The following is a 26706-nucleotide window of genomic DNA, read 5'->3' as shown; positions in this document are numbered from 1 at the left end:
TCTGATCGTATTACAACTCTAAAAGGATCAGCGCATGAACAGAAAACCCGCCGTCGCAGGACGGTTTTATCCTGCCCATCCCCAACAGCTGCATCAGCTTGTTGCCCAATATCTAAACGACGCAGCCCCGGACGGCAAAGTTCCCAAGGCCATGATCGTTCCGCACGCCGGTTATATTTATTCCGGTCCGGTAGCCGCCACGGCTTATGCCCGCTTAAAGCCGGCCGCCGCTACTATCCATCGCGTGGTATTGATCGGCCCCTCGCACCGCGTGGCCTTTCGCGGTCTGGCTGTCAGCCGAACCCACGCCTACAGCACCCCTCTCGGCGATGTCGAAGTAGACAGAGCCGCCATAGACGAGTTGCTGAAATTACCGTTTGTCGAATATATCGAGCAAGCTCACACCCTGGAACACAGCCTGGAGGTGCATCTGCCGTTTTTACAGGAAGTCTTGCAGCAATTCACGCTGGTGCCGATCGTGGCCGGCGACGCCAGTCCCGAGCAGGTTTGCCAGGTGCTGGACCTGCTGTGGGGCGGTGATGAAACCTTGCTGGTGATTAGTTCCGACCTCAGTCATTATCATGACTACGCCACCGCCAAACGTCTGGATCAGGCCACCAGCCATTTGATCGAGCAACTGCAATACGAGGAAATTTGCGGCGAAGCCGCTTGCGGCAAAGTGCCGGTCAACGGCTTATTGAAATTGTTGAGACAGAAAGGTCTATCGATTAAAACTATCGATCTGCGCAACTCCGGCGACACTGCCGGCGATAAACAACAAGTCGTGGGGTATGGCGCCTATGTCGTTGACTAAAGCACAGCAAAACCAATTACTGGCACTGGCCCGGCAGTCCATAGCCCACGGCCTGCAAACCGGCCGGCCGCTAGCCATCGATCTTGACGACTATCCGACCGAACTCTGCCAAGTTCGCGCGACCTTTGTCACGCTGGAACGCCGCGGCCAGTTGCGCGGCTGCATTGGCATGCTGGAAGCGCTGCGGCCGTTGGCGGAAGATGTGGCCGAAAATGCCTTTGCCGCTGCCTTTCGAGATCGGCGCTTTCCGCCCTTGGCCGCCGACGAACTCGCCGATCTTGATTTGCATATCTCGGTACTCAGCCCCACCGAAGCAATCGGCTTTACATCAGAAGCCGATCTAATCTCGCAACTGCGTCCAGGCATCGACGGCGTGATTCTGCAAGAAGGAGGCCGGCGCGGCACTTTCCTGCCCTCGGTGTGGGACGACTTGCCCGAACCTTCCGAATTCTTAAAACACCTTAAACAAAAAGCCGGTTTACCCCCTTCTTACTGGTCCGATACCCTCCAAGCCTATCGCTATACCACCGAAATGTTCGGCTGATTCAGAGCCGTTCCCAGCCTCGAAAACCCAAGCAATATCGGCCCTAGCGGCCTTTGATCTTGTTCGTAGCCGGCAACGAACATTATAATGGCGGCATTTTCGACTGATCCTGGCCTGGAATATTTCGCAACATGCGCTTTTTTCCATGTTCTGCAATCAACAGCCAAAGCCGATCAAACATCTTCTTCATTCCTGGTATCACTAATGAAAAACCACAATTACAAGCCCTGCGACCTGGTGATTTACGGCGCATTGGGCGATTTATCGAAACGAAAGTTGTTGATCTCGCTGTATCGACTGGAAAAGTCCAAATTACTGGAACCGGACACCCGCATCATCGGCGTCGACCGTCTGGAAGAAACCAGCGCCGGTTTTGTCGAAATTGCCCATAACAGCCTGAACTCGTTTTTAAATAAGCCTATCGACGACGAAATCTGGGGCCGCTTGTCCAAACGACTGTCGTATTTAAAAATAGACCTGACTCAACCGGAACAATACCTACAACTGCATGATGTGGTCGAACCCGAGAAACGGGTGATGGTCAACTATTTCGCGGTGGCGCCGTTCCTGTTCAAAGCCATCTGCCAAGGCCTGCAAAGCTGCGGCGTGCTGAACGCCGAATCGCGGATGGTGATGGAAAAACCCATCGGCCACGACTTAAAGTCTTCGAAAGAAATCAACGACGTGGTGGCCGACGTCTTCCACGAAGATCAGGTGTATCGGATCGATCATTACCTGGGCAAAGAGACGGTATTGAACCTGCTGGCCTTGCGTTTCGCCAACTCGATTTTCACCACCAACTGGAACCACAACACTATCGATCACATCCAGATCACGGTCGGCGAAGACATCGGTATCGAAGGCCGTTGGGATTATTTCGACAAGACTGGCCAGCTCCGCGACATGCTGCAAAACCATTTGCTGCAAATTCTGACGTTCGTGGCGATGGAACCGCCCGCCGACCTGGAAGCGGAAAGCATCCACATGGAAAAAATCAAGGTATTGAAAGCTTTACGGCCGATCACCGTGCGCAATGTCGAGGAAAAAACTGTGCGCGGCCAATACACGGCCGGTTTCATCAAAGGCGCGGCCGTCCCTGGCTATCTGGAAGAGGAAGGCGCCAACAAGGAAAGCACTACCGAAAGTTTCGTGGCGATTAGGGTGGACATCGACAACTGGCGTTGGGCGGGCGTACCGTTTTATATGCGCACCGGCAAACGCATGCCTAACAAGCGCACCGAGATCGTCGTCAACTTCAAGCAATTGCCGCATAACATCTTCAAGGACAGCTTCCGCGATTTGCCGGCCAACAAACTGGTGATCCATTTGCAACCCAATGAAGGCGTGGACGTGGTGATGCTGAACAAAGTGCCCGGCATAGACGGCAACATCAAATTGCAACAAACCAAGCTGGACTTGAGCTTTTCGGAAACCTTCAAGAAAAACAGTATCTTCGGCGGCTACGAAAAATTGATTCTGGAAGCCCTGCGCGGCAATCCGACCCTGTTTTTGAGCCGCGAGGAAATCGAACAGGCCTGGACTTGGGTCGACTCGATCCAAGACGCCTGGGCGCACAGCCACAGCGCTCCAAAATCTTACCCAGCCGGCAGCTGGGGGCCGATTGCCTCCGTGGCATTATTGGCTCGCGACGGCCGGGCCTGGGAAGAGTAATCATCTGTATCCATCACGAGAATAACGATCATGGTTAGAGAATTTTTTTTCGAACAACGCAGTCACCTGTTTACCGCACTGGTCGCCGAATGCCAGGATGTTTTGTCCGAAGCAGTCAGCAAACACGGCCAGGCCACGCTATTGGTGTCCGGCGGCACCACTCCCGCCCCGCTTTACGAAGCCTTGTCAAAATCCGATCTGAATTGGAAAAAAATCAAGGTAGCGTTAGTAGACGAACGCTGGGTGGACGATCAACACAGCGCCAGCAACGAAGCCTTAATTCGCCGCAGCCTGCTGATCAACAACGCCAAAAACGTTGAATTCACCGGCATGAAAACCCTGGCGGCTACTGCCGCGCAGGGCCAAGCCGAAACCGAAAGCCGTTACGCCAAACTGCTGCAGCCGTTTACGCTGAGCATCGTCGGCATGGGCAACGATGGCCATACCGCCTCGCTGTTTCCGCATGCCGAGGGTTTAGCCCAAGCGCTCAGCGAAGAAAATCAACAACTGACGGCGGCCATCAGCGCCGTGCAAAGCGAAGTGACCGGTCCCAACACCGAGCGACTGACCTTGACCCGCAACGGCCTGCTGAAATCGGAACGCATCATTATTCTGTTTACCGGCGAAGACAAATTGGCAGTATTCAGCCAGGCCCAGCAAGCAGGGCCTGTGGAAGACATGCCGATCCGCGCCTTGCTACAACAGGAACAAGTGCCGTTGGAGTTATATTGGGCGCCTTAGAGCAGTATCGGTAGCTTTGAAATACGTCTATCGACATAACATTATCGATTCATCAGGAGACGCTTTGTATACCGAAAATATTAAAAAAGATGTACTCCTGTTCGTAAAAGCAACGCTTTCGAACCAATTAGCCAGATTCTTGCCTGGCTTTTATGTGCGAATCACTGCGCAAACGGGTCGCGGTGAAGGCGAAGGCAACAGTGACGAGGTCGCCGACTATTTCTACCAATGTTGCCAGGATTATCGTGAACAACTTGGCCTGGACGAAGCGGGATTCAAGGCTTACCTGTCGGAGAAAACCGTTCTGGAATATGGTCCCGGCGATATTCTCGGCGTGGCGCTACTGTTCCATGCCTACGGCGCGAAAACCATACACTGTGTCGACCGTTTCCCGTTGAATAAGATCAGTGAAAAGAACATTCTGGTCTACCAAGCCTTGATCAATCGTCTTGCCGGCGATGAAAAGCAAAGAGCAATGAATGTTTTCAATGTCGCCGGCAGTCCTGAGAGCGGCTTTAACCGAAATGTGATTGAGTATTCGGTCACGAACAGCGGCTTATCGGGCAAAACGAACGCATACGATCTGATTATATCCAGAGCTGTCTTAGAACACGTCAACGACTTGGACGCGACCTTTTTGGATATTAAAAATGCTTTAAAACCCGGCGGAAAATCGATTCATAAAGTCGATTTAAAAAGCCACGGCCTGGACCGGTACCAGCCTTTCGATTTTCTGACCTGGTCGAACGCGAGCTACCGATTGATGTATTCTCACAAAGGTTTTCCCAATCGATGGCGAGTCAATAAATATGTACAAGCGGCCAACAATGCTCGCTTATCGATCACGCACCTGGCACCGAACGAAACACTGAGCCTCGAAAAAATCGACACCATCAAGCCTTATCTTGCCGAAGACTTTCGGGACGTTCCCAAAGAAGAACTCAGCTGGCTTAGTTTTTGGATGGTTTTGGAACATGCCGATTAACCGAATCGCCTCTATTCATACCCCATTTAACCTTTAGCCAAGCCCGCAAAGTCAGCCAAACATTTGCGAGTCATTAACCAAAGAATCAGGAACTATCATGCATCCGATATTAGAAAAAATCACCGCTGACGTGGTGGAACGCAGCCGCGAAAGCCGAGCAGCCTATCTGGCCCGCATCGACGCGGCGATCGCTCAAGGCCCGCAACGCGGCAAACTGCCTTGCGCCAATCTGGCCCACGGTTTTGCTGTGTGCTCCGCCGTCGAAAAAGACGAACTGTCCCATGGTCCCAAGGCCAATGTCGGCATTATTTCCGCTTACAACGACATGCTGTCCGCCCACGAGCCCTATAAGGATTATCCGGCCCTGATCAAACAAGCGGTCCGCGAAGCCGGCGGTGTTGCCCAGTTTGCCGGCGGTGTGCCGGCCATGTGCGACGGCGTGACCCAAGGCATGCCCGGTATGGAACTGTCATTATTCAGCCGCGATGTGATTGCGATGTCCACCGCAATTGGTTTAAGCCATAACATGTTCGACGCCGCGCTGTACCTGGGCGTCTGCGACAAAATCGTGCCTGGCCTGCTGATCGGCGCGCTAAGCTTCGGCCATCTGCCGGCGGTATTCGTGCCGGCCGGTCCGATGCCCAGCGGCATCTCCAACAAGGAAAAATCCCGCGCCCGGCAAAAATTCGCCGAAGGAAAGATCGGCGAAAAAGAGCTGCTGGAATCGGAATCCAAGTCCTATCACAGCCCCGGCACCTGCACTTTCTACGGCACCGCCAACAGTAACCAGATGATGGTGGAGATCATGGGCCTGCATTTGCCCGGCAGTTCCTTCGTCAATCCTTACACCCCGCTACGAGAGGAACTGACCAAGGCCGCCGCCAAACAGGTATTGAAATTCACCGCGATGGGCAACGACTTCCGGCCTATCGCCCACGTCGTCAACGAAAAAGCCATTATCAATGCGATTATCGGCTTGCTGGCCACCGGCGGTTCGACCAACCATACCATCCATTTGATCGCTATCGCCCGCGCCGCCGGCATCATCATTAATTGGGACGACTTCGATAAACTGTCGAAAATCATTCCGCTGCTGACCAAGATTTATCCAAACGGCCCGGCCGACGTCAATCAGTTCCATAACGCCGGCGGCATGGGCCTGTTGATCAAGGAACTGCTCGACCATGGCTTGCTGCACGGCGATATTCTGACGATAGGCGATCAACGCGGCATGGCGCAATACAGCCAGGTGCCGACGCTGGACAACGGCCAATTGCAATGGCAACCCGGCCCAAGCAGTTCGCTCGATCCGGAAGTGGTCGGCAGCGTGGCACAACCCTTCGCTACCGGCGGCGGTCTGCATGTGATGCACGGCAACCTGGGTCGCGGCGTCTCGAAAATATCCGCCGTCGCCGAAAAACACCAAGTCGTCACCGCGCCGGCCATGGTATTCGACGATCAATTGGACGTGGTCGCCGCCTTCAAACGTGGCGAGCTGGAAAAAGACGTGATCGTGGTATTGCGCTTCCAGGGGCCGAAAGCCAACGGCATGCCGGAATTGCATAAGCTGACCCCTGTCATGGGCGTATTACAAGACCGAGGCTTTCACGTGGCGCTGGTCACCGACGGCCGCATGTCCGGCGCCTCCGGCAAGGTACCCTCGGCGATCCATATGTGGCCGGAATGTATAGACGGCGGCCCGCTGGCCAAAGTCCGCGACGGCGACCTCATCGTGCTGAACACCCAAACCGGCGAAGTCAACGTGCAAGTCGACCAAGCCGAATTCGATGCCCGAGTACCGGCCGCCAACAGCGCCACTGGCCACCATTTCGGCATGGGCCGGGAACTGTTCGGCGCGATGCGCGCACAGGCCTCCACCGCGGAAACCGGCGCGACCAATTTGTTTTTCGTCGATTGATTTGACTGAAACTTAACGCGATTTAGCAATGCAGTCTAACGGCGGTATTGCTTAACATCCCAGTAACGACAACGTTTACAGAAGGCGAACATGAAAGCAAATATCGGTTTAATCGGTCTGGCGGTAATGGGGCAGAACCTGGTTCTGAATATGAACGACCACGGCTTCAAGGTGGCGGTTTACAACCGCACCACCAGCAAAGTCGACGAGTTCCTGGACGGCCCTGCGAAAAACACCAACGTGATCGGCAGCCATACACTGGAAGAACTGGTGAACAGTCTGGAATCGCCGCGCAAGGTGATGCTGATGGTCAAAGCCGGCACGGTGGTCGATCAATATATCGAAGACCTGTTGCCCTTGCTGTCGGCCGGCGACATCATCATCGACGGAGGCAACTCGCTGTTCACCGACACCAATCGCCGTACCCAGTATTTGCAAGAAAAAGGCCTGCTCTACGTCGGAGCCGGCGTTTCCGGCGGCGAAGAAGGCGCCAGAAACGGACCGTCGATCATGCCTGGCGGCAACAAAGCGGCATGGCCGGCCGTCAAACCGATTTTTCAGGCGATCAGCGCCCACGTCAATGACGATCCGTGCTGCGAGTGGGTTGGCGATAACGGCGCCGGCCACTACGTGAAGATGGTGCATAACGGCATCGAATATGGCGATATGCAGCTGATTTGCGAAGCTTATCAACTGCTCTCGGAAGGCCTGGGACTCAGCACCGACGAAATGCAGGCCATTTTTGCCGAGTGGAATCAAGGCGAATTAAGCTCATATCTGATCGAAATCACCGCCAACATCCTGGCTTACAAAGAAGACAACGGCCAGCCCTTGTTGAACAGCATTCTCGATACCGCCGGCCAAAAAGGCACCGGCAAATGGACCGGCATCAATGCGCTGGACTTAGGCATCCCGCTGACGCTGATCGGCGAATCGGTGTTTGCCCGTTGCCTATCGGCGCAAAAAGATGAGCGTGTCAGAGCAGCCAAAGCTTTACCTAAAACCAACACCAGTTTTAGCGGCGACAAAACAGCGATGATCGAGGCTATTCGTCAGGCCTTGTATGCCTCGAAAATCATTTCTTACGCGCAAGGTTTTCGCCTGATGCGCGAAGCGGCCAAGGAATACCATCTGGAGCTGAATTACGGCGACATCGCGTTGATGTGGCGCGGTGGCTGCATCATTCGTAGCCAATTCCTCAACGACATCAAACAGGCTTACGAGCAAAACCCCGACCTGGAAAATCTGCTGTTGGCTGACTTTTTTATTAACGCGATGAAGCAGGCCGAAGCAGGCTGGCGCCAAGCCGTAATCCTGGGCATCCAACTGGGTATTCCGACGCCGGCATTCTCATCGGCATTAGCCTATTTCGACGGCTATCGCACCGAAAGACTGCCCGCCAATTTGCTGCAGGCACAACGGGATTACTTCGGCGCGCACTCGTATGAGCGCACCGACCGGCCCAGAGGCGAGTTTTTCCATACCGACTGGACCGGCCACGGCGGCAAAACCGCATCGACGACCTATACGGTTTAGGGGCTAAACTGGGAACGGGCTTACTTCGTTTTCACGTAATCCGATTAGCTAATCAAACGAAAAGAAGAGTTCAATGGCAAAATTTTTAAACACGAGCGCTACAAATTACTTTCTCGAAGAACTAATCAAAGATGCCAAAGACCGATTAATTCTGATTAGCCCATTCCTTAAACTAAATGACAGGATGAAAGAGCTACTCGCTGATAAAAACCGTCTAAAAATCGATGTTCGAATTGTTTACGGAAAAAGCGAGTTACAACCAGAAGAAATCAATTGGCTCAAAGAACTAACTTATATTCGTACCAGTTTTTGCAAGAACTTACATGCCAAATGCTATCTGAATGAAGAGCTGTGCATCATCACTAGTCTTAATCTGTACGAATTTAGTCAAATCAACAATAACGAGATGGGTGTGCTGATACGCCGCTCGGATGATGCTGATTTGTATAAAGACGCCTATGAAGAAGCACAGCGCATCATCCGAATCAGCGAGGAAGTTCGAATTACGCTTGAGAGGATTGAAAACAAGGGTGATTCAAAACCAGATGCCAGCAAAGAGTCAGAATCTGGAACTAAAAATGAATCTGAGGATACAAGTGGAAAACTCACCACGTCTAAGCTGGCGCAAAAACTCAGCATTAAAACTAATGAGTTTATTGAAAAGTTAGTATCTGCCAGTTATCTTGAGCTTAAGGACGGAAAACACTACCTGACCGCTAAAGGTAAAGAAATTGGCGGCGAATTCCGAATGAGTCCAAAATTTGGCCCTTACTTTCTTTGGCCGGAAAACCTTAAACTTTAAATAGCCGAGTTCCCGTCACAGCCACGAATTACCAATAACTATAATAAACAGGAAAAGAAAATGTCAGTATCAATCAAAGAAGTCATGACCACCTCCCCCGTCATGCCGGTAATGGTCATCAACAACCTGGAACAAGCCGTGCCGCTGGCTCGCGCGCTGGTCGAGGGCGGTTTGAAAGTGCTGGAAATCACCCTGCGCACCCCGGTAGCGTTGGATGCGATCCGCCGCATCAAAGCCGAAGTACCTGGCGCAATCGTCGGCGCCGGTACCATTATCAACGTTAAGACCCTGCATGCCGCTATCGATGCCGGCGCCGAATTCATCGTCAGCCCCGGCGTCACCGACAACCTGCTGGAAGCAGCGCTGGAAACCAGCGTGCCGTTGCTACCCGGCGTGATTACGCCCAGCGAAGTAATGCGCCTGCTGGATAAAGGTATCACCGCGATGAAGTTCTTCCCGGCCGAAGCTGCCGGCGGCATCCCAATGCTGAAATCCATCGGCGGGCCGTTGCCACAAGTGACTTTTTGCCCGACCGGCGGCGTCAATCCAAAAAACGCCCCGGAATATCTGGCTTTGAGCAACGTCGCCTGCGTCGGCGGCTCGTGGATGGCGCCAGCCGATCTGGTCGATGCCGGTGATTGGGCTGAAATCACCCGCCGTGCGGCGGTAGCCGCTGCGTTAAAAAAATAGGCAACCGGGTCGGCCCCGTACTCGCTTAAAATATTGGACCATCCGGCCGCGCCTGACACGACAAGTTCGCCGAGCATAAAACGGCGACTTGCCTGCTTGGCAAACATTAAATATTAAGGAGTTTTCGACGATGCTGAAACGCTCAAGCGAACGCTATAGCACCATGACTATCGCCTTGCACTGGCTGATGTTTGTCTTACTGGCGGCCGTGTATGCCTGTATCGAGCTGAAAGGATTGTTTCCCAAAGGCAGCGATCCTCGCGAAGCCTTGAAGGCACTGCATTTTATGTTGGGCTTGACGGTGTTAGTGCTGGTTTTGCCGAGACTGGCGTTCCGTTTACTGGGGCCGACGCCAGCCATATCCCCGGAACCGCCCGCCTGGCAACAAACCTCCGCGCACGTGGCTCATCTGCTGCTTTATGTGCTGATGTTGTTTATGCCGTTGGCGGGTTGGTTGTTGTTAAGTGCGGCCGGCAAACCGATTCCGTTCTTTGGACTTCAGCTGCCGGCATTGATCGCGGAAAACAAAGACTTGGCCGAATGGCTCAAGGAAATCCACGAAACGGTCGGTGAAATCGGCTACTATCTGATCGGCTTACATGTGCTGGCGGCTTTGTATCATCATTATGTGCAGCGGGACAACACCTTAAGTCATATGCGGCCGGCGTCGAAACTAAACCGCGACTAACATCCAACCGGTGCTGAACCTCATGGCCCGGCACCGGTTCGCCATGCTCATTCGCTAAAATCGTAGACCTTGTATTTATCCACTAAAGGCCGCAATACCTGTTGCGCCACCCGCAAATACTCGGGATTTTTCAAAAAAGCCTCATACGCCTCCCGGTTTTCGTAAACGCTGGATACCGCCACGTCATAACTTTCATCCAGCGCGGCGTTGGCATGCCCACGCTGGATGGCGGCCGGGGTGCCGACATGGTACGCCAACACTCCCGGTAATTGGGCCAAGCGCTTGCTCTCTTCGATATATTGTTGCCGCAGTTTTTCGTCGCCAGCCTGTTTCAGCCAGACGACGACCAGATGGTGAATTTTGCGATCGTCGGATTCGGCTTGGGCGTCACTGGCATGACTGGTTCCGCCGACCGCCAGTAATATGACCAACGCCGCGGAATAAAGTCGTTTCATGATGGTTTGCTCCTGATGAACATTGAATAAAAATAATAACCGTGCGGCATTTTACATCCCGCGCAAGCGCTTGATCCTTTCCTCGGTATTGGGATGGCTGGATAAATAATCCAGCGTACTCGCCGTTTGTGCCGATTTTATAAGTTCATCCGGCCGATGTGCCGTTTCCAGTTTCTGCAACATGTCGGCTAGCCGGCTAACCGGCATGCCGTTGGCACGCAACAGCTCGGCAGCGAAGCTATCTGCTTGGCGTTCGAAATCGCGGGAATAACGGGTTTCCAGCAAGATGGTCGGCCCGGCGGCTAGCAGATTGCTGACATCGCCTATGTACCAAGTCATCGCCAAGCCCACTACGGAAGCCTGTAACATCTGCCGCAGGGCATGCTTTGCGGCGATATGTCCCATCTCGTGCGCCAGTACCGCGATGATTTCTTCGTCGTTATCCGCCAATTTCACCAAGTCGTCGAGCACGATCACGCTACCGCCCGGCAATGCGAAGGCATTGGCTCCCAATTCCGGGCTATCGCGAAATTCGATCCGCTCGGGTTTAGCAGCACCCGGCGGTAAAGATAAGTGTTGCAAGCGATCCCAAATCGCTTGCCGGCGCTCGGCCGGTAACGCGCTGGGCTTTAATAAGGTTTCGTCGAAACTGGCGAAAAACTGGTTATCCATCTGCGCCAGCAGATAAACCGGCACTCGGTCAGCCGCCACGCGCGCCGCATAAGGTAGACCGCATATATAAGCGCCGGCAACCAAGCCCAAGGTTATCAACAAAGCCGCCAGCGCGTACAGCCAGCTATTTTCCATGGTGGACACCGCGCTACCGGCGTCTCGCGGCAACATGTCCGCAAAGCCTTGCCTATCGGCCACTTCACATCGACCGCCATCGGCGAACAAGATCAAGCGCGGGGTATTGCCAAGCGGCGGTTGAATATTCAGTGTCGCCAAGGCATCGCGTCGGGCAATATCCTTGCCCTGCAACAACAGCTTATCGCCCTCCACGCAGAGGGTGACCGGATGCGGCCGAGCTTGCCGACCGTCGTAGTAAACCGCGGCGACCCGCATTTACAAGGCGATATCGAAATCGAACATGTCGGCCATTTCGTCGCCTGCCGCCGAGGCTTGGCTTTGCAGACCCGCGACGAACTCGTCGATGCTGCCGTTTGCCAGCAATTCGATATGTTGAATGCGATACCGCGCCAAACGAATGTCGGCAAACGGTTTATAAAGACCCAAGCTTAATACGATCAACAACACATTACCGAGCATGATGCCCACCATCTCCCGCCCTTTAACATACGAGGAAAAGCCATGCGCACCCAATGAGGTACTATTCCAAAGCAAGTTTTGCAATCGAGCGGCGACATAAGGATAAGCGATCAGGAACAGTGCTAGATAAGTGCCGACGGCGGCGATCAACAGACTCATGGCCCGCAACTGATCGGCTTCCACCGGAATCAACCCACTACTCCCTAATAAGACGGTGACAGCCATCAGGGCGACAAAGATCAATATGCCAAGCAACACGGTCATCAGGTAAATATTGTAATAAGCCCACACACCCGCCGAGAATTTGAAAAAAGCGCTGCCGTACGCACTGTTATCGCGAGTGTAACGGGCCATGCGTTGCTGGGCCAAGGGCACCAATAACCCCAATGTCAAAGCGGATAGCAAAGGCCACAACAGAAAATTGATGTACGCTTGACTGGAATGACCGTGAAAAGCGAAGCGTAAGCCGCGATAGCTGGTGTTATGCAATCTAAAACGCAGCGAGCGGACCAATAGCCAGGGCATCAACAGCATAATCAAGGCCAGAATCACGAACCCTGCCAGCGGATCGAATCGCCCAACCAGCGAATAAGCGGCAAACATCAAAAAAGCGATGATCCGCCCTTTCAGGATGGCTTTCGGCTCGCCGTGATAATCGAAACCAGCGCCAGCCAGGGTCGTATGCCGATAAAAATACTGGTTGCGGCGCACCTTGGCCCAAGCCGAATAAATGCCCAAGGTAACAATACTCAGGCAAACATTGACGATCCAGATTCGAAAATACTCGCCGCCGCTACCGCTGAATTGAAGCTGCCGACGCTGTTGCTCTACCATTTCTCTCTCCTTTTGTAGGTTTTATCCTGGCTAAGCATAGTGCATGACCAGTATCTAGCAAAAACATCAGTCGCTAACCAACAGGCAAGCGCGCCAAATCGGCTTTCGCAAACGTTCTAATTCCCCCTATACTTGCTAGGTTTATCTAATTGCGCCGCACCCGCACCAGCGGTGCGTTTGCTGAAAGCCTCATAGTCCACAACTTATAATAATCATGAGAAAAAATTTACCCGTTACCCAACGCGAAGTGAGTTTTAGCCTTAAAACGACGATCACCTCGGCAACCGATCCGTCCGGCCTGATCACTTACATCAATAACGATTTTTTAAAAGTCAGCGGTTTTGACCAGGCCGAATTATTGCATCAAAGCCACAACATCGTCCGCCATCCCGATATGCCTCAGGCCGCGTTCGCCGACTTATGGCAAACCATCAAAAGCGGCCGGCCCTGGATGGGCATCGTCAAGAACCGTTGCAAAAACGGCGACTATTACTGGGTGGATGCTTTCGTCACGCCGCGTTTCGATCAGGGCAAAATCATCGGCTACGAATCGGTGCGGGTAAAACCGGAGCCGGCCTGCGTCGAGCGCGCCACTCGGCTCTACCCTCAATTAAATGCCGGGAAAGACATCAATTCCTGGCTGGGTCGGCTTAGTTTGTCCAGCAAACTGATAGCCGGTTTTGCGATATTGCAAGTCATCGCCGCCGTCGTACTGGATCTGACCGGCAAAATCGATTTAGCGTCTTCGGCACCCATTTTCGGCGTTTCCATTCCCCTGGCTTATGCCTGGATATGGCTGATACTGCGGCCGCTGAGCCGTGCGGCAACGGAAGCCAGACAAGTGATCGAAAACCCGGCGATGCAGCAGGTGTATACCGGCGATGGCAGCGAAGTCGGCCAATTGTTATTGGCGGTTAAGCTGTTGAAAGCCAAATCCAGAACCATCATCCGCCGCCTGATCCAGGCCACCGAACCACTGGCCGGCAAAGCGGATGCCAGTCATAGGGCAGTCAGACATGTCAGTTCGGCGATGGAAAAACAATTGACTGAAATCGAACAGATCGCGTCCGCTATCCACCAGATGAGCGCCACGGTGAGCGAAGTGGCCAGAAGCGCCGCCAACGCTGCGGATGCCGCCAACAACGCCAACCAACAATCGCAAGATACCTTGTTGCGGGTCAACGACACGATACAGATGATCAACCGACTGGCGACGGCGGTCAATCAGGCCGAAACCGTGATTCAGGTGCTATCCGATCACAGCAAAAAGATAGGCGGCGTATTGGATGTGATTCAAGGCATCGCTGAACAAACCAATCTGTTGGCGCTCAACGCCGCGATCGAAGCGGCTCGCGCCGGCGAGCAAGGCCGCGGTTTCGCGGTGGTGGCAGATGAAGTCAGAACCCTGGCTGGCCGGACGCAGAAGTCCACCGAAGAAATCCATAAAATGATCGACGGCTTGCGCGCCGGCGTCAAAGATGCGGTTCAAGAGATGAGCAAGGTCAAGGAATTGGCGGCTGCCGGCGCCGAGCAAGGCAAAAACTCCACCGAACTAGTTCAACAGACTAGCCGTTCGGTCAACTTTATTAATGAAATGATCGTGCAGATCGCCAGCGCCGCCGAACAACAGCACGCAGTATCCGAGGAAATTGCCAAAACCGTTGTGGCGATCGGCACCCTGTCCCGAGAAACCACCGAACATGCCGCCGAAGCCAGCGCTGCCAGCGGCAGCGTTTCTGAATTAAGCAAAGAACTGGATTTAATGGTAGAACAATTCGACGACAATCAAGGTTAACAATCCCTATTCCGCACTCTTCCATTTGATATTACAGCCGATACTCGGCACTTGTGCCTCGGTTATCGGCTGCCCGGCCAGCAGATTATCCAAGGCATTACGTAAATCGGCGCCGGTCACCGGCAGGTCGTTTTTAGGCGTAGCGGCATCGAGCCGGCCCCGGTAGACGCAAGCCAGATCGGCATCGAACAAATAAATATCCGGCGTGCAAGCGGCCTGATAGGCTTTGGCGACCGTCTGGCTCTCATCGTACAAATACGCGGCAAACGGATTGCCCCATGCCGCCATCATTTGCTGCATCTTGTCCGGCGCGTCTTCGGGATAATTGACGATGTCGTTGGAACTGATCGCAATAGTCGAAATACCCAAGATCGCATATTGCTGGGCGATGGCGATTAGCTGTTGTTTGACATGCAATACATAAGGGCAGTGATTGCAGATAAACAAAACCAGTGTGCCCTGCTCGCCTCTTAAGTCCTGCAAACCGTAGTCCCGGCCGCTGACGGTATCCGGCAAACGAAAATCCGGGGCGGTACTACCTAAAGGCAGCATATTGGATGCGGTCGCGGCCATGGCAACTCCTTTGTTAATCGATGTAAAAGCCTGAATTATAAAACAGCCTTGCCTCTGGTTTTAGCCGAAGAATCACTTTACTATCCCCCACCCCCATGGGTTTTTCTAGCAGAGCCATAGCATGACCGACATAACAACCATCACCAAGCCGCTACAAAACGCCCCACAACTGGACAGCTATGTGCTGACCGAGAAACTTGGGGAAAGCCTGCAAGCCATCGTTTACAAGGGCTACCACAAGCATATCCCGGAATATCCCTTGGTCGTCAAATGTCTGAAATTGTTGTCCAGCTGGGACGAGCAATCGCGACATCTGCGGCAAAAAATCGAACGCCTGAAAGTACTGCACGATCCGCGGGCCTGTACGCCGTTAGCGCTGGAATCCAGCGACGGCGAGCAATTCATCGTGCAACCCTGGTTCAGCGGCCAACCGCTGAATAAATGGGTCGCCCAGCAGCAAGCCGTCAAACTCGGCGATTTTTTTACGCTGGCCTGTTCATTGGCCGATACCTTGCAATCGGTGCATGACGCCGGCATCACCCACGGCGGCATCAAACCGCATAATATCCTGGTGCAATCCGGCACGCTGAATCTGCGGCTGACCGATTTCATCACACCGCTGGACATCCGCGATGTCAGCCATTTCATCTACGATCCGGAATTTGTCCGCAACACGCTGGCCTACACTTCGCCGGAACAGACCGGACGCATCAACTACCGGGTCGATTTCTCCACCGATTTATATTCGCTGGGCATCGTGTTTTACGAATTGCTGAGCGGCAGCTTGCCGTTTTTTTCCTGCGACCCGCTGGAATTGATTCATTCGCATCTGGCCGAAGAAGCGGTCAAAGCCCATGAAATCAGCCCCGGCATTCCACGCACGCTCAGTGAAATCATCGCCAAATTAACGTTGAAACAGCCGGAAAAGCGCTATCAAAGCGCTTCCGGCTTACTGGCGGACCTGCTGCGCTGTCAGAAAGAATATGAAGCCAGCGGCATGGTGTCCGATTTTTTCATCGGCCAGCATGACCGTAGTCGCCGCGTGATCTTTATTTCCAAGATGGTCGGCCGCCAAGCCGAAAGCGCGTTGATTCGCCAAGAATACGATCAAGTAGCCACCGGCCAGTTTCGCTCGGTGTTTATTTCCGGACTGTCCGGCATCGGCAAAACCCGCTTGATTCAAGAATTGCAAAAACCGTTGGTCAAAAATCGTGGTTACTTTAGCTCAGGAAAGTTCGATCAATACCAAAAAAACATCCCCTACAGTTCACTGATTCAGGCGCTGCGCAACCTGATTCGGACCTTTCTGACCGAAAGCGATGACCAAGTACAACAGTGGCGCGGCAAAATCCTCGACACATTGGATCATACCGGTGGCGTGATTATCGATGTAGTACCGGAGCTGGAATTCATTATCGGGCCGCAGCCCGAACCCCCGCCTTTGCCGCCGGTAGAAGCCCGCAATCGTTTCAACAATTTGTTCGGCCGTTTTCTGGCCTGTCTGGCCAGCGAAAATAACCCCTTAGTGCTATTCATCGACGATTTACAATGGTGCGATACCGCCACCTTCGACTTTCTGCAAAATCTGTTCGCCAATCACCGCGAACACCCCTATCTGTTTTTCATGGGCGCCTATCGGCATAACGAAGTCGATACCGCCCACCCCTTAACCAAACTGATCCGTAGCGTGCAGGAAAACGCCGGCCCGCTGACCGAAATTCGCCTGGAACCGCTCAGCGATGCGGATTGCCATGAAATGGTGGCCTACATTTTGGATTCGCCACTGGCGTCCACCGCCAATCTGGCCGATTTTATCGCCCACCTGACCGAGGGCAACCCCTTGTTTGTCAGTGAAAGTCTGGCTTGGCTGTATAACGAAAACCTGCTCAGCACTAATGCCGAGCAGCACTGGGCTTGGGATATGAACCGGATTCGCGACACGCAAATGCCGGCCAGCGTCGTGGAGTTATTCAGTGCCAAAGTCCGTAAACTGCCGTTGAAAACCATACGCATCCTCGATCACTGCGCCTGCATGGGCAATCGCTTCACCGCCGAGGATGTGGCCTTGGTGCTGGATATGCGTATCGAGCAATTGTTCGAGGATTTAAAGCCGGTACTGAGCCTCGGACTACTGTTGGAAAATAAATCCGATCTGCAATTCGTCCACGACCGGGTGCAGGAAGCGGTATTGCAACAGGTGCAAACCAAAAACCGTCCCAATATCCATTGGCGGATCGGCAACCGTCTATTGGCCGACATGGCCGTCGGCACCAATCTGCAAAACCTGGACAATCTGTTCACCATCGCCGCTCATCTCAACCGCGGCTGTCCAGCGGACCTGGATCAGGAAACCGCGTATTGGCTGGTGGACATCAATTTCCAAGCCGGCAATAAGGCGCTGGATGCGCTGGCCGGCGATGCCGCCAACGAATTTTTTCTGAAAGCCCACGATTATCTGCCGGCCGATTGTTGGGAAAACGCCTATGCGCAGACCTTTAGAATTTATCAACGCCTGGCAAAAACCGACTTGATGTGCGGCCGTTACGAAAGCTCGGAAGCGCTGCTGAATCGTCTGATCGAACATGCCGTCAGCGATCTGGACAAAGCGGAAGCCTTGGCGGAACAAACCACCTCGTTATCGTCGTTCGGCAATTTCAACCAGGCCATCGCCACCGCCAATCGCGGCCTGGCCTATTTCAACAAATCCATCCCCGACGATCCGGCTTTGGCTCTAAAACGCATGGAAGGCTTAATGGCGCAAATCGCCGAACAAGGCGATGTCTGGCAAAAAATCCTGAATATGCCGTTTACCGATCAGCGACAAAGCAAAATCGAACTGGCGTTTTACAGCGAACTGATCCCGGACCTGTATATGTGTGGACTAGTGCCGCAGCTGTATCTGTCGGCGGCACAATCGACGCAGCATTGTCTGGCAGGCGGCATGGACGAATCGGTGATTTATTCGTTTTCGATCATGGGCCTTAACTTGGGCGAACAGGGACAATTCCAGCTGGCTTTTCGTTACCAGGATCTGGCACACGACTTGTGCGCGAAGTATCCCAACACCTTTGGCGCGACGCGCGGCATGAACGGCATTGTCTGGTGCAATATGCATTCGCGCAGCCACCCGGCCGACATCGTCGATTATGCACGCAAAGCCATTCAATCCGGCAAGAATTGCGGCGACTTATACAACGCCGGCTTGTCGTACGGGCCATTGATGTGGAACTTACAGGCCCAGGGTAAGAATTTGCGCTGGGTGGAAGAAGCCGCCGACGAGTGCTTGCAGTTTTCCCGTAAAAACCATCTGTCATTTTCGGTCGGCCTGGCCCAAGCGGTTTTAGCGGGCTGGGTGATACCCATGAAACCCGATTACCGCCCGGTCGACATGCAAACCACCTTGGAACAATGGCACGCCAATCATTATGTAGCGGCTTCCGGCAGCTATTTTGCCTTGCTGGGTTTTGCCCAGTATTATCTGGGTGACTACGGCGCCGCGGCACACTCGCTGCAAACGGTTGAGCAATATCTACACGGCCTGACCGATAACGTACTGAAACGGCTGTGGTATGTGTTTAGAATTTTGAACCGGCTACGCTTGCCGGAGCAACTGGATTGGCCGGAAATCGACCGCGAAATCGCACCGCTGCTCAGCCAACTGGAAATCTGGGCTGGGCTCGGACCACTATTAAAACCTTATTTGGCGTTTATCCACGCCGAAATTGCCCGTCGCCAAAAACAATACCGCGAAGCGCGCAATCTGTATCTGGACGCCATCGCCTTGGCCATAGCACAAAACTATGGACTGTTGACCGGACATTTATACGAATTGCTGGCCGATTTATTAAGTACTTACCAACTTGGCGACGCCGAGCTGTATTACGGCGAAGCCCGCCGCCATTACCGCTTGTGCCGGGCCGACGCTAAAAACAACCGGCTACAGGAACGCCATCAGTACGTCAACCCGGACACCGGCGCCAGAATCGTCAAATCCAAACCCGCGCTGCCTACCCTGCCCAGCCTGGACATCAATTATTTGATGAAATCGGCGCTGGCGCTGTCGGCGGAAATCGACCTAACCCAATTGATGCAGAAAATCATGGCGGTGGTGCTGGAAAGCTCGGCGGCCCAGCATGGCTATTTGCTGATCAAACAAGGCGACGAGTTATTCGTAGCCGCCGAACAACATGTCGGCAAAAAACGCACCATACACAAACACTATTACAGCTTGAACAAGGTTCGAGGCATTTGCCGAGCCATCGTCAATTATGTGCAACGCACCCACGAAAAAGTGGTGTTGCGCGATGCCTGTAGCGAAGGCGATTTTCAGAATGCGCCGGAGGTGTTGGCGCTGGGGCTGCGTTCGGTATTGTGTCTACCCGTCATCAAGCAGACCGAATTGATCGGTTTGCTCTATCTGGAAAACCGCCTGTCCGAGGGCGTGTTTACCCCGGAGAAAATCGGCATGACCGAATTATTGACCGGGCAAGCGGCGATTTCGCTGGAAAACGCCCGCTTGCTCGAACAAACCCGGCAAGCTTATAAACAATTGCAGGAAAATCAGGACCACATGCTGCAAATGGAAAAGCTGTCTGCACTCGGCACCCTGGTGGGAGGCGTGGCGCATGAAATCAACAATCCGCTGATGGGGGTGATGAATTTTGTCGAATTTGTCGCCGACCGCAGTGAAGATCCCAAATCCAAGCAGGTTCTTGCCCAGGCCCTGCAACAAATCCAGCGCATCAAAAACATTGTCTCCAATATGCTGGTGTTCATGCACAACAGAACCGCGCAAACCGGCAGTTGTTCGGTGGAGGAAGTGCTGGGGCAAACCCTACTGCTACTGGAAGGCGAATTGCACAAAGCCGCCATCGAAGTCCACGTCGACCTGCCGGCACAACTGCCGCCGATTGCCTGCCCTGCAGAAAGCTTGCAGCAGATTCTGGTCAACTTATTAATCAACGCCCGCGACGCGTTGCGCGGCCGTTCACAATCTTGCATAGAAATCAGCACCGATTCATCGGAAAAAATGTTAAGGTTGAGCATAAAAGACAACGGCCCAGGCATTGCCGACGACGTGCAAAGCCGGATGTTCGATCCTTTCTTTACTACCAAACCGCCCGGCCAGGGCACCGGTTTAGGCCTGTCGGTCACTCGTCGGCTGATTCAGGACGCCGGCGGCACCATCGCGATAGAAAGTAGCATTGGTCAGGGTTGTTGCATCCAGTTAAAATTCCCTCACAATTCATAGATTTTTACAGTACAGAGACTTAGGCGATGGTAAACAAAATTCTGGTCATTGATGACGACCCGGCGGTGCGTGGCGCATTCAAATTGATTCTGGAAGAAGAAGGCTATAGTGTCTCGGAAGCAGAAAATGGTCTGCAAGGCATTGCCATGGTGGAAGCCGAATGCCCTGATCTAATATTTCTGGATTTGCGCATGCCAGGCATCGACGGCGTGGAAACGCTACGCCGCCTGAAAGCGCTGGACAAGAATCTAAATGTCTATGTCGTCACCGCCTTCGCCGCCGAGTTTATGGATCAATTGAAGGCCGCGCATGAGGAAGGCTTGCAATTCGAGCTGGCCAGTAAACCGCTGTCTGCCTCGCAGATCAGAAACATCGCCCAGGTCGTGCATATCGCCAAAATTCATGAAGAACGCCGGGCCAATCACCATAAATTGGTGCTAACGCTTTATGTCGTGTCTCTGAATCCGGAGACGCGCCGGCTGGTCGAGCAAATCAGCGCGGTGCTGGCCGGTATTTACGAACCGGGCCACTGGGTATTCGACGTCGTCGAGGTATTGGGCATGCCGGAAAAGGCCCTGGAAAAGGAAATCTTCGCCACGCCGATGCTGGTGCGTGATTTGCCGGAACCGGTGTTGAAACTGCTTGGCGATCTATCGAGAATGTCGTCGGTGATGGCGGCCATCACCACACAAACCCAGGGTACAGGTGTGCAAACAGTGATCGTTTGAGGCTTGGTCTAATACCCCCGATGCCGCAAACACTCAAACAGCTTAATCTGGTCCTCGATACCATTACCGACGGCGTGATGGTAGTCGACCCGCAAGGCTTTGTGCTGTATGCCAATCAAGCGGCCGAACAGCTATTGGAACGCGGTTGCCTGATTGGGCAATCGCTGGCCATCCCCATACCCAACGATAAAATCCAGTTTCAGGACATCAATCTGATTCGCCCCAGCGGCATAGCCTGGGCGGAAATGCGCTCCGCGCCACTACAATGGGAAGGTGCGGCGGCGTATGTCATCGCGCTACGCGACATCACCGCCCGCAAACAGGCTGAAATGGCGCTACAGGAAAGCGAATTGCTGTTCCACACGCTCTCGAAGATAGCGCCAGTTGGCATTTTTCGCACCAACCAACTCGGCGAATGCGATTATGTCAACCACCGCTGGTGTGAAATCACCGGTTTGCCATTTAGCAAGGCGCATGGCAGCGGCTGGGAAAGCGGGCTGTTCGCTGAAGACCGGGATCGTGTGGTCGCCGAATGGACACGGAACCTAGCAACCTTGCAGCCTTTCAACATGCAATACCGCTTTCAGCATGCCGATGGCAGCCTGCGCTGGGTGGTCGGCCGGGCCGATCCCGAGCTGGACGATGCCGGCAACTTGTGCGGTTATGTCGGCACCATCACCGATATCTCCGATATCAAGGCTAACGAAGAGCGGCTAAGCCAGGCCGCGGCTGTATTTGAAAGCACCCGCGAAGGCGTGATGATTACCGACGCCGAGCGCCATATCCTGATGGTCAACAAGGCATTTACCGAGATCACCGGCTACGGCAATGACGAAGTGGTTGGCAAAAATCCCAGCATACTCAGCTCCGGCCGACACGCCCAGGCCTTTTATCGGGAAATGTGGGCAAGTATCGCTAGCACCGACCATTGGCAGGGGGAAATCTGGAACCGCCGTAAAAACGGGGAGCTCTATCCCGAATTGTTGAGCATCAGCACTATCAGGAACCTCGACGGCAACATTACCCACTACGTCGGCGTGTTTGCCGACATTACCAAGCTTAAAGCGTCGGAAAAAGAACTGGAATTTCTGGCACACCACGATCCGCTCACCAAGTTACCCAATCGGATGCTGTTTCTATCGCGTCTCCAACACAACATCGAAAAAGCCCGCCGCCAGGAGACCACGATGGCGGTATTGATGCTGGATCTGGATCGCTTCAAGGATGTCAACGACAGCTTCGGGCATCTGGCCGGCGACGATCTGTTGCAGATGGTCGCCGACCGGCTCAGCGCACGGCTGCGCAGCATAGACACCGTTTGCCGTCTGGGCGGGGATGAATTCGTGGTATTGCTGGAAGAAGTGCTGCATCCGGAAGCCGTAGCCCTCGTCGCCACTCAAATTATCAACACCTTAAGCCAAACCTGGCGGCTGGCCAGCGGCCACGAGGTGCGTATCGGCGTCAGCGTCGGCATTGCCCTGTTCCCCGATCATGGCACTTCGCCCGATGAGTTGATACAGCACGCCGATACTGCACTGTATCAAGCCAAAAACGAAGGCCGCAATCGTTTCAAATATTTTTCCGAGGATTTAACCCGTGCCGCACGCGAGCGTATCGACATTGAAATTCGCCTGCGCCAGGCAATAGAACGCGGCGAATTGCGCGTGTTTTTTCAACCGCAAATCCACATCGATAGCGGCGAAATCGTCGGCGCCGAAGCCTTGGTACGCTGGCAAACCGCCAGCGGCGAACTGATTCCGCCGCTCCGCTTCATTCCGATCGCCGAGGAAACCGGGCTGATTACCGCCATCGGCAACTGGGTATTAAGAGAGACCTGTCGCCAAGGCAAGCGCTGGCTGGAGGCGGGCTTAAAACCCTTGCGCCTGGCCGTCAACCTGTCTCCACAACAATTTTTGCATAGTGACATCAGCGATGTGGTCGCCAAAATCTTGCTGGAAACCGGCTTTCCGGCCGACTATTTGGAACTGGAATTGACCGAAAGCGCGTTAATGAAACGCGAAAAGGAAGCCATCGAAATCCTGCGTCAATTGCATACGCTAGGCGTTCATCTGGCCATAGACGACTTCGGCACCGGTTACTCTTCGCTGGCTTATCTAAAATTATTCCCGATGGATGTCTTAAAAATCGATAAAAGTTTCATTGAGGACATTCCGCTCAATAACGACGACATGGAAATCACCGCGACCATCATCGCGATGGCGAAAACCCTGCGGATGCGGGTCGTGGCCGAAGGCGTGGAAACCGCCGCGCAATTGGCGTTTCTGAAAAGCCGGCAATGTGATCTTTATCAGGGTTACTTGACCAGTACACCGTTACCGGTCGCCGTATTTGAAAAGTTTCTGAGCGATTACCGTCCGCACTAACGGCCCATTGCGCCTAAGACGCTGTTTAAAAAACGTCGCGAGCTTGTTCATGGCAAGGCGAAAAAACGCGACCCAAAGCGATGGATTCGCGTAGGGAGCGGCAAAGCCGACCCAAGGGCGAGCCCCACCAAGGATGGGGTGAGTAAAAACCGGAGTGTACATGGAGACCATGAGGATTTTCAGCGATTTTTCAACACAGTCATGAGCAAGCGCAGCAGTTTTTAAACAGCTTCTAAAACCTTCCCGACAATCGATAATAGACAAGCATCAAACCGGCTACCCATCCACGATTTAGCCAAACTCCGGAAAAAAGTTATAATGCGATTTTTCACCTCACCAACAGGAATAATAAAATGGCAGACAATTTGATTGCACCTTCCATACTCTCCGCAGACTTCGCGCGCTTGGGCGAAGAAGTCGACAATGTATTAAGCGCGGGCGCCGACATTGTGCATTTTGATGTGATGGACAACCATTTTGTGCCTAATCTGACCATCGGCCCGCTGGTGTGTGAAGCGCTGCGTAAACACGGCGTTACCGCCCCGATCGACGTGCATTTGATGGTCGCCCCGGTCGATCGCATTATCCCCGATTTCGCCAAAGCCGGCGCCAGCTACATCACCTTCCACCCGGAAGCATCGATGCACATCGACCGCACGTTGCAAATGATCAAGGATCTGGGCTGCAAAGCGGGTTTGACCTTCAACCCAGGCACCCCGCTGCATTATCTGGATCACGTAATGGACAAATTGGACATGATTCTGTTGATGTCGGTCAATCCAGGCTTCGGCGGTCAGTCCTTTATTCCGTCCGCTTTGGATAAACTGCGTCAGGTCAGAAAACGCATCGACGACAGCGGCTTCAACATCCGTCTGGAAATTGACGGTGGAGTGAACATCGGCAACATCCGCGATATCAAAGAAGCCGGCGCCGACACTTTTGTTGCAGGCTCGGCCATTTTCGGCAAACCCGACTATAAAGCGGTTATCGACGAAATGCGCGCGGAATTGGCTAAAGCCAAGTAATCTCATTTGTCCTCTTCTTCCCAGGGAAGAAGAGGACAAATAACAGTTCGAGCGCCCTTTCCCCAGCCTAAACCCAATCAGTAAATCAGTCGGTTAGCCCGGCAACACGGCTAGCGCATCCATCGTCAAAATGGAATCCGGGCACCTAACTCCACGGTGTGATCGGCAATATAAGCTTGCCCCAATCGGTATTCGTAACGCAGAAAACCCGCCCTCCCCTCCGGTAGAGTCAGCGCCAGGGAACTACCAATATTGAAATAATCCCGATCCGGAGTATCGGTTTTGACGCTAAATCTGCCGGTGCCGGCAGTAGCTTGGTTAAAACGCGCCTGTATGAAGCGGCCATCATCCATGTATTGGTGCACCCACTCAAAACGCACGCCGGGCGATAGTATCCCCCACGGCATGCTGATGGCTTTGCTGGCCTGACCACCGAGCGTCGATGTTGCCGAGTCGATAAACTGCTTATCAAACGACATGCCCAAGCCAGCGCCACCCGTTTCCTGGTAGCCATCCACTTCGGTTTTGCTATAGTCCAAGCGTATATAAGGGTTAATCACCAGGCTTTGTAGCGAAATATCCTTGCCAAACCCCAAGCTAATACCGTATTGATCGCCATTGACATTGCTTTTCGCTGCGTCGTCGAAACCACTGTATTGAATACGGCGGTTGATATCAAAGTTGTGTAGCGCGTAACTCATCACCCAGTCGACATAAAATTCCTGGGGCAGGAAATAACTGCCATACGAGGAAAATTCGAAGGCATCGGTCGCCATTTCACCGTTGCCGCGCGTGTAACGAGTATCCGTGGCGCCATAACCGAATGCGGCGCCCAGCACAAACGCATCGGTAAAACTGTAATCGACGCCAAAGGTGAACGCCTTCCTGTCGGTTTTAAAGCCGCGCTCGTTTAGGGTATTGTCTTTTTCGCCGACATTAAACTGGCCTTTCAGGAAAAATCCCAGCGGACTGTCACGGAACGGTGCCTCGGGATCGTCACCCGCCGCGCCGCCGCGCGCCGGCCCCAACGCCGTCATCAAAGCCTTGCCGACCGGTATCGATTCTCCATTAATATTGATTGTCGAATAACCCAGTAGCGAGGGGTTTTGATTCTGGCTATTACGCAAGTTTACGATACGACCGTGGATGATGGAAAATTGCCGGAAGGCAAAATCCACTGCCGCCGCACCTTGCGCCGCGACTTGATCGGGAATCACCGCATCGAGATCGGCATTACTGATTTCCTGGCAGCGCTGTTGCAACTCTCCGGTAGCCGTGTCGCAAGCGCTAAGCAATCCGTCGTAAATCGAGCGCTGATTCGGCGTGAAGTTGGGATCCAAACTAAGATTCGGTGTGGGATCGGGCGCTGGCGCTGGTGTGGGTGGAGGCGGTGTTGGCGGAGGAGGAGGTGGCGGCGGCGCGGTATCGTCATCAGCAATCGTGACGGTTGCCGGGCCACCTGCGGAAACCGAGCCAAAGCAGTCTTGACTAGTAATTGCAAGCGACAAGCTGATCGTTTCGCTTCCCTCCACCACGGTATCGTTGACAATACCGATACTTACATTGGCCGTATTACTGGTGTTGCTGATACTGAAACTGCCGCCGGAAATATTGAAGTCACTCCCGGACGTCGCGCTTCCGCCGCTAACGACCACGTTGCCGTCGACGAAACAGCCACCATAATCTCCTTGGGAAGCCAAATTAATGCCAACTTGAACCGAGCCATCTGCCTCATTGACACTGTAGGAGCCTGGACTGAAATCCAGTGTCCACGCCTGAGCTGCAAACGGTACCACCGCCAGCGCACTTGCCGCCGCCAATAAAATCCGCTTGGAGCTACAACATTTTGGTAACAGAAAATCGGGCAATCTGTCTTTCCTAGCCAGCGCCGGCGTTGTCACTTTCTCGAGGAATCCCGAAAATCTTATGTCATTGGCTAACGGTAATTTCATAGGAAATACTCTGGACTAAATACCGGAAAAAACAAAAATCAAATACTAAAA

Annotated in this window: 20 protein-coding genes; 15 read left to right on the top strand and 5 right to left on the bottom strand. The window is 53.5% G+C overall.

Annotated features, from left to right (window positions below):
• Window positions 1-34 precede the first annotated feature (34 nt).
• From amrB to QZJ86_RS05860, 10 genes are all read left to right on the top strand, one after another.
• Window positions 35-814, top strand: a complete 780-nt coding sequence (amrB, locus tag QZJ86_RS05905) for an AmmeMemoRadiSam system protein B (protein WP_301937243.1) — start codon at window positions 35-37, stop codon at window positions 812-814.
• The gene (gene amrA, locus QZJ86_RS05900; protein WP_301937241.1) at window positions 801-1358 is read left to right on the top strand and encodes an AmmeMemoRadiSam system protein A; all 558 of its coding nucleotides are present in this window, start codon (window positions 801-803) and stop codon (window positions 1356-1358) included. The genes amrB and amrA overlap by 14 nt, the downstream gene beginning before the upstream one ends.
• A gap of 204 nt (window positions 1359-1562) precedes the next feature.
• Window positions 1563-3029, top strand: a complete 1467-nt coding sequence (gene zwf, locus QZJ86_RS05895) for a glucose-6-phosphate dehydrogenase (protein ID WP_301937239.1) — start codon at window positions 1563-1565, stop codon at window positions 3027-3029.
• 30 nt (window positions 3030-3059) lie between these two features.
• On the top strand, window positions 3060-3770 hold the full coding sequence (gene pgl, locus QZJ86_RS05890; protein WP_301937237.1) for a 6-phosphogluconolactonase: 711 nt from the start codon (window positions 3060-3062) through the stop codon (window positions 3768-3770).
• A 154-nt stretch (window positions 3771-3924) separates the two neighbouring features.
• Window positions 3925-4755: a methyltransferase domain-containing protein gene (locus QZJ86_RS05885; protein WP_301937236.1), complete on the top strand. Its 831-nt coding sequence runs from the start codon at window positions 3925-3927 to the stop codon at window positions 4753-4755.
• A gap of 97 nt (window positions 4756-4852) precedes the next feature.
• Window positions 4853-6673, top strand: coding sequence for a phosphogluconate dehydratase (gene edd, locus QZJ86_RS05880; RefSeq protein WP_301937233.1), 1821 nt, complete (start codon window positions 4853-4855; stop codon window positions 6671-6673).
• Window positions 6674-6763: 90 nt separating this feature from the next.
• Window positions 6764-8209 carry a decarboxylating NADP(+)-dependent phosphogluconate dehydrogenase gene (gnd, locus tag QZJ86_RS05875; protein ID WP_301937232.1) on the top strand — a complete coding sequence of 482 codons (1446 nt, stop codon included), beginning with the start codon at window positions 6764-6766 and terminating at the stop codon, window positions 8207-8209.
• Window positions 8210-8282: 73 nt separating this feature from the next.
• Window positions 8283-9011, top strand: a complete 729-nt coding sequence (locus QZJ86_RS05870; RefSeq protein ID WP_301937230.1) for a phospholipase D family protein — start codon at window positions 8283-8285, stop codon at window positions 9009-9011.
• Window positions 9012-9071: 60 nt separating this feature from the next.
• Window positions 9072-9701, top strand: a complete 630-nt coding sequence (locus tag QZJ86_RS05865) for a bifunctional 4-hydroxy-2-oxoglutarate aldolase/2-dehydro-3-deoxy-phosphogluconate aldolase (protein WP_301937228.1) — start codon at window positions 9072-9074, stop codon at window positions 9699-9701.
• Between the two features lie 130 nt (window positions 9702-9831).
• On the top strand, window positions 9832-10389 hold the full coding sequence (locus tag QZJ86_RS05860) for a cytochrome b (protein ID WP_301937227.1): 558 nt from the start codon (window positions 9832-9834) through the stop codon (window positions 10387-10389).
• 47 nt (window positions 10390-10436) lie between these two features.
• Here QZJ86_RS05860 and QZJ86_RS05855 read toward each other — a convergent pair whose 3' ends face one another.
• The 3 genes from QZJ86_RS05855 to QZJ86_RS05845 are packed head-to-tail and all read right to left on the bottom strand — an operon-like array spanning window position 10437 to window position 12947.
• The gene (locus tag QZJ86_RS05855; protein WP_301937225.1) at window positions 10437-10844 is read right to left on the bottom strand and encodes a Dabb family protein; all 408 of its coding nucleotides are present in this window, start codon (window positions 10842-10844) and stop codon (window positions 10437-10439) included.
• 51 nt (window positions 10845-10895) lie between these two features.
• Window positions 10896-11909, bottom strand: coding sequence for a M48 family metallopeptidase (locus tag QZJ86_RS05850; protein WP_301937223.1), 1014 nt, complete (start codon window positions 11907-11909; stop codon window positions 10896-10898).
• Window positions 11910-12947, bottom strand: coding sequence for a YjgN family protein (locus QZJ86_RS05845; RefSeq protein WP_301937221.1), 1038 nt, complete (start codon window positions 12945-12947; stop codon window positions 11910-11912).
• Window positions 12948-13161: 214 nt separating this feature from the next.
• On the opposite strand from QZJ86_RS05845, the gene QZJ86_RS05840 reads away from it, so the two are divergent.
• Window positions 13162-14742 (top strand): methyl-accepting chemotaxis protein, encoded by a 1581-nt coding sequence (locus QZJ86_RS05840; protein WP_301937220.1) that lies wholly within the window; start codon window positions 13162-13164, stop codon window positions 14740-14742.
• A gap of 6 nt (window positions 14743-14748) precedes the next feature.
• Here the strand turns inward: QZJ86_RS05840 and QZJ86_RS05835 are convergent, their stop codons facing one another.
• On the bottom strand, window positions 14749-15315 hold the full coding sequence (locus QZJ86_RS05835) for a thioredoxin family protein (RefSeq protein ID WP_301937218.1): 567 nt from the start codon (window positions 15313-15315) through the stop codon (window positions 14749-14751).
• Window positions 15316-15436: 121 nt separating this feature from the next.
• Here QZJ86_RS05835 and QZJ86_RS05830 point away from each other — a divergent pair, with 121 nt between their 5' ends.
• From QZJ86_RS05830 to rpe, 4 genes are all read left to right on the top strand, one after another.
• Window positions 15437-20566, top strand: a complete 5130-nt coding sequence (locus tag QZJ86_RS05830; RefSeq protein ID WP_301937217.1) for an ATP-binding sensor histidine kinase — start codon at window positions 15437-15439, stop codon at window positions 20564-20566.
• Between the two features lie 26 nt (window positions 20567-20592).
• A complete protein-coding gene (locus QZJ86_RS05825) occupies window positions 20593-21294 on the top strand; it encodes a response regulator (protein WP_301937215.1) in 702 nt (233 codons plus the stop codon).
• Between the two features lie 20 nt (window positions 21295-21314).
• Window positions 21315-23678 carry a sensor domain-containing protein gene (locus QZJ86_RS05820; protein WP_301937213.1) on the top strand — a complete coding sequence of 788 codons (2364 nt, stop codon included), beginning with the start codon at window positions 21315-21317 and terminating at the stop codon, window positions 23676-23678.
• A 353-nt stretch (window positions 23679-24031) separates the two neighbouring features.
• Window positions 24032-24703 carry a ribulose-phosphate 3-epimerase gene (rpe, locus tag QZJ86_RS05815; RefSeq protein ID WP_301937211.1) on the top strand — a complete coding sequence of 224 codons (672 nt, stop codon included), beginning with the start codon at window positions 24032-24034 and terminating at the stop codon, window positions 24701-24703.
• A 125-nt stretch (window positions 24704-24828) separates the two neighbouring features.
• Here the strand turns inward: rpe and QZJ86_RS05810 are convergent, their stop codons facing one another.
• Window positions 24829-26655, bottom strand: a complete 1827-nt coding sequence (locus tag QZJ86_RS05810; protein WP_301937210.1) for an autotransporter domain-containing protein — start codon at window positions 26653-26655, stop codon at window positions 24829-24831.
• Window positions 26656-26706 lie beyond the last annotated feature (51 nt).

The sequence above is a fragment of the Methylomonas montana genome, from assembly GCF_030490285.1.
GTDB classification, from domain to species: domain Bacteria; phylum Pseudomonadota; class Gammaproteobacteria; order Methylococcales; family Methylomonadaceae; genus Methylomonas; species Methylomonas montana.
Note: the sequence above shows the minus strand (reverse complement) of the source record. Positions and strands in the feature narration are given on the sequence as shown.

Excerpts from the sequence above, each read along its gene's own strand:
- amrB (WP_301937243.1), top strand. The coding sequence starts at position 35 with ATGAACAGAAAACCCGCCGTCGCAGGACGGTTTTATCCTGCCCATCCC.
- amrA (WP_301937241.1), top strand. The coding sequence starts at position 801 with ATGTCGTTGACTAAAGCACAGCAAAACCAATTACTGGCACTGGCCCGG.
- zwf (WP_301937239.1), top strand. The coding sequence starts at position 1,563 with ATGAAAAACCACAATTACAAGCCCTGCGACCTGGTGATTTACGGCGCA.
- pgl (WP_301937237.1), top strand. The coding sequence starts at position 3,060 with ATGGTTAGAGAATTTTTTTTCGAACAACGCAGTCACCTGTTTACCGCA.
- edd (WP_301937233.1), top strand. The coding sequence starts at position 4,853 with ATGCATCCGATATTAGAAAAAATCACCGCTGACGTGGTGGAACGCAGC.
- gnd (WP_301937232.1), top strand. The coding sequence starts at position 6,764 with ATGAAAGCAAATATCGGTTTAATCGGTCTGGCGGTAATGGGGCAGAAC.
- QZJ86_RS05870 (WP_301937230.1), top strand. The coding sequence starts at position 8,283 with ATGGCAAAATTTTTAAACACGAGCGCTACAAATTACTTTCTCGAAGAA.
- QZJ86_RS05865 (WP_301937228.1), top strand. The coding sequence starts at position 9,072 with ATGTCAGTATCAATCAAAGAAGTCATGACCACCTCCCCCGTCATGCCG.
- QZJ86_RS05860 (WP_301937227.1), top strand. The coding sequence starts at position 9,832 with ATGCTGAAACGCTCAAGCGAACGCTATAGCACCATGACTATCGCCTTG.
- QZJ86_RS05855 (WP_301937225.1), bottom strand. The coding sequence starts at position 10,844 with ATGAAACGACTTTATTCCGCGGCGTTGGTCATATTACTGGCGGTCGGC.
- QZJ86_RS05850 (WP_301937223.1), bottom strand. The coding sequence starts at position 11,909 with ATGCGGGTCGCCGCGGTTTACTACGACGGTCGGCAAGCTCGGCCGCAT.
- QZJ86_RS05845 (WP_301937221.1), bottom strand. The coding sequence starts at position 12,947 with ATGGTAGAGCAACAGCGTCGGCAGCTTCAATTCAGCGGTAGCGGCGGC.
- QZJ86_RS05840 (WP_301937220.1), top strand. The coding sequence starts at position 13,162 with ATGAGAAAAAATTTACCCGTTACCCAACGCGAAGTGAGTTTTAGCCTT.
- QZJ86_RS05835 (WP_301937218.1), bottom strand. The coding sequence starts at position 15,315 with ATGGCCGCGACCGCATCCAATATGCTGCCTTTAGGTAGTACCGCCCCG.
- QZJ86_RS05830 (WP_301937217.1), top strand. The coding sequence starts at position 15,437 with ATGACCGACATAACAACCATCACCAAGCCGCTACAAAACGCCCCACAA.
- QZJ86_RS05825 (WP_301937215.1), top strand. The coding sequence starts at position 20,593 with ATGGTAAACAAAATTCTGGTCATTGATGACGACCCGGCGGTGCGTGGC.
- QZJ86_RS05820 (WP_301937213.1), top strand. The coding sequence starts at position 21,315 with ATGCCGCAAACACTCAAACAGCTTAATCTGGTCCTCGATACCATTACC.
- rpe (WP_301937211.1), top strand. The coding sequence starts at position 24,032 with ATGGCAGACAATTTGATTGCACCTTCCATACTCTCCGCAGACTTCGCG.
- QZJ86_RS05810 (WP_301937210.1), bottom strand. The coding sequence starts at position 26,655 with ATGAAATTACCGTTAGCCAATGACATAAGATTTTCGGGATTCCTCGAG.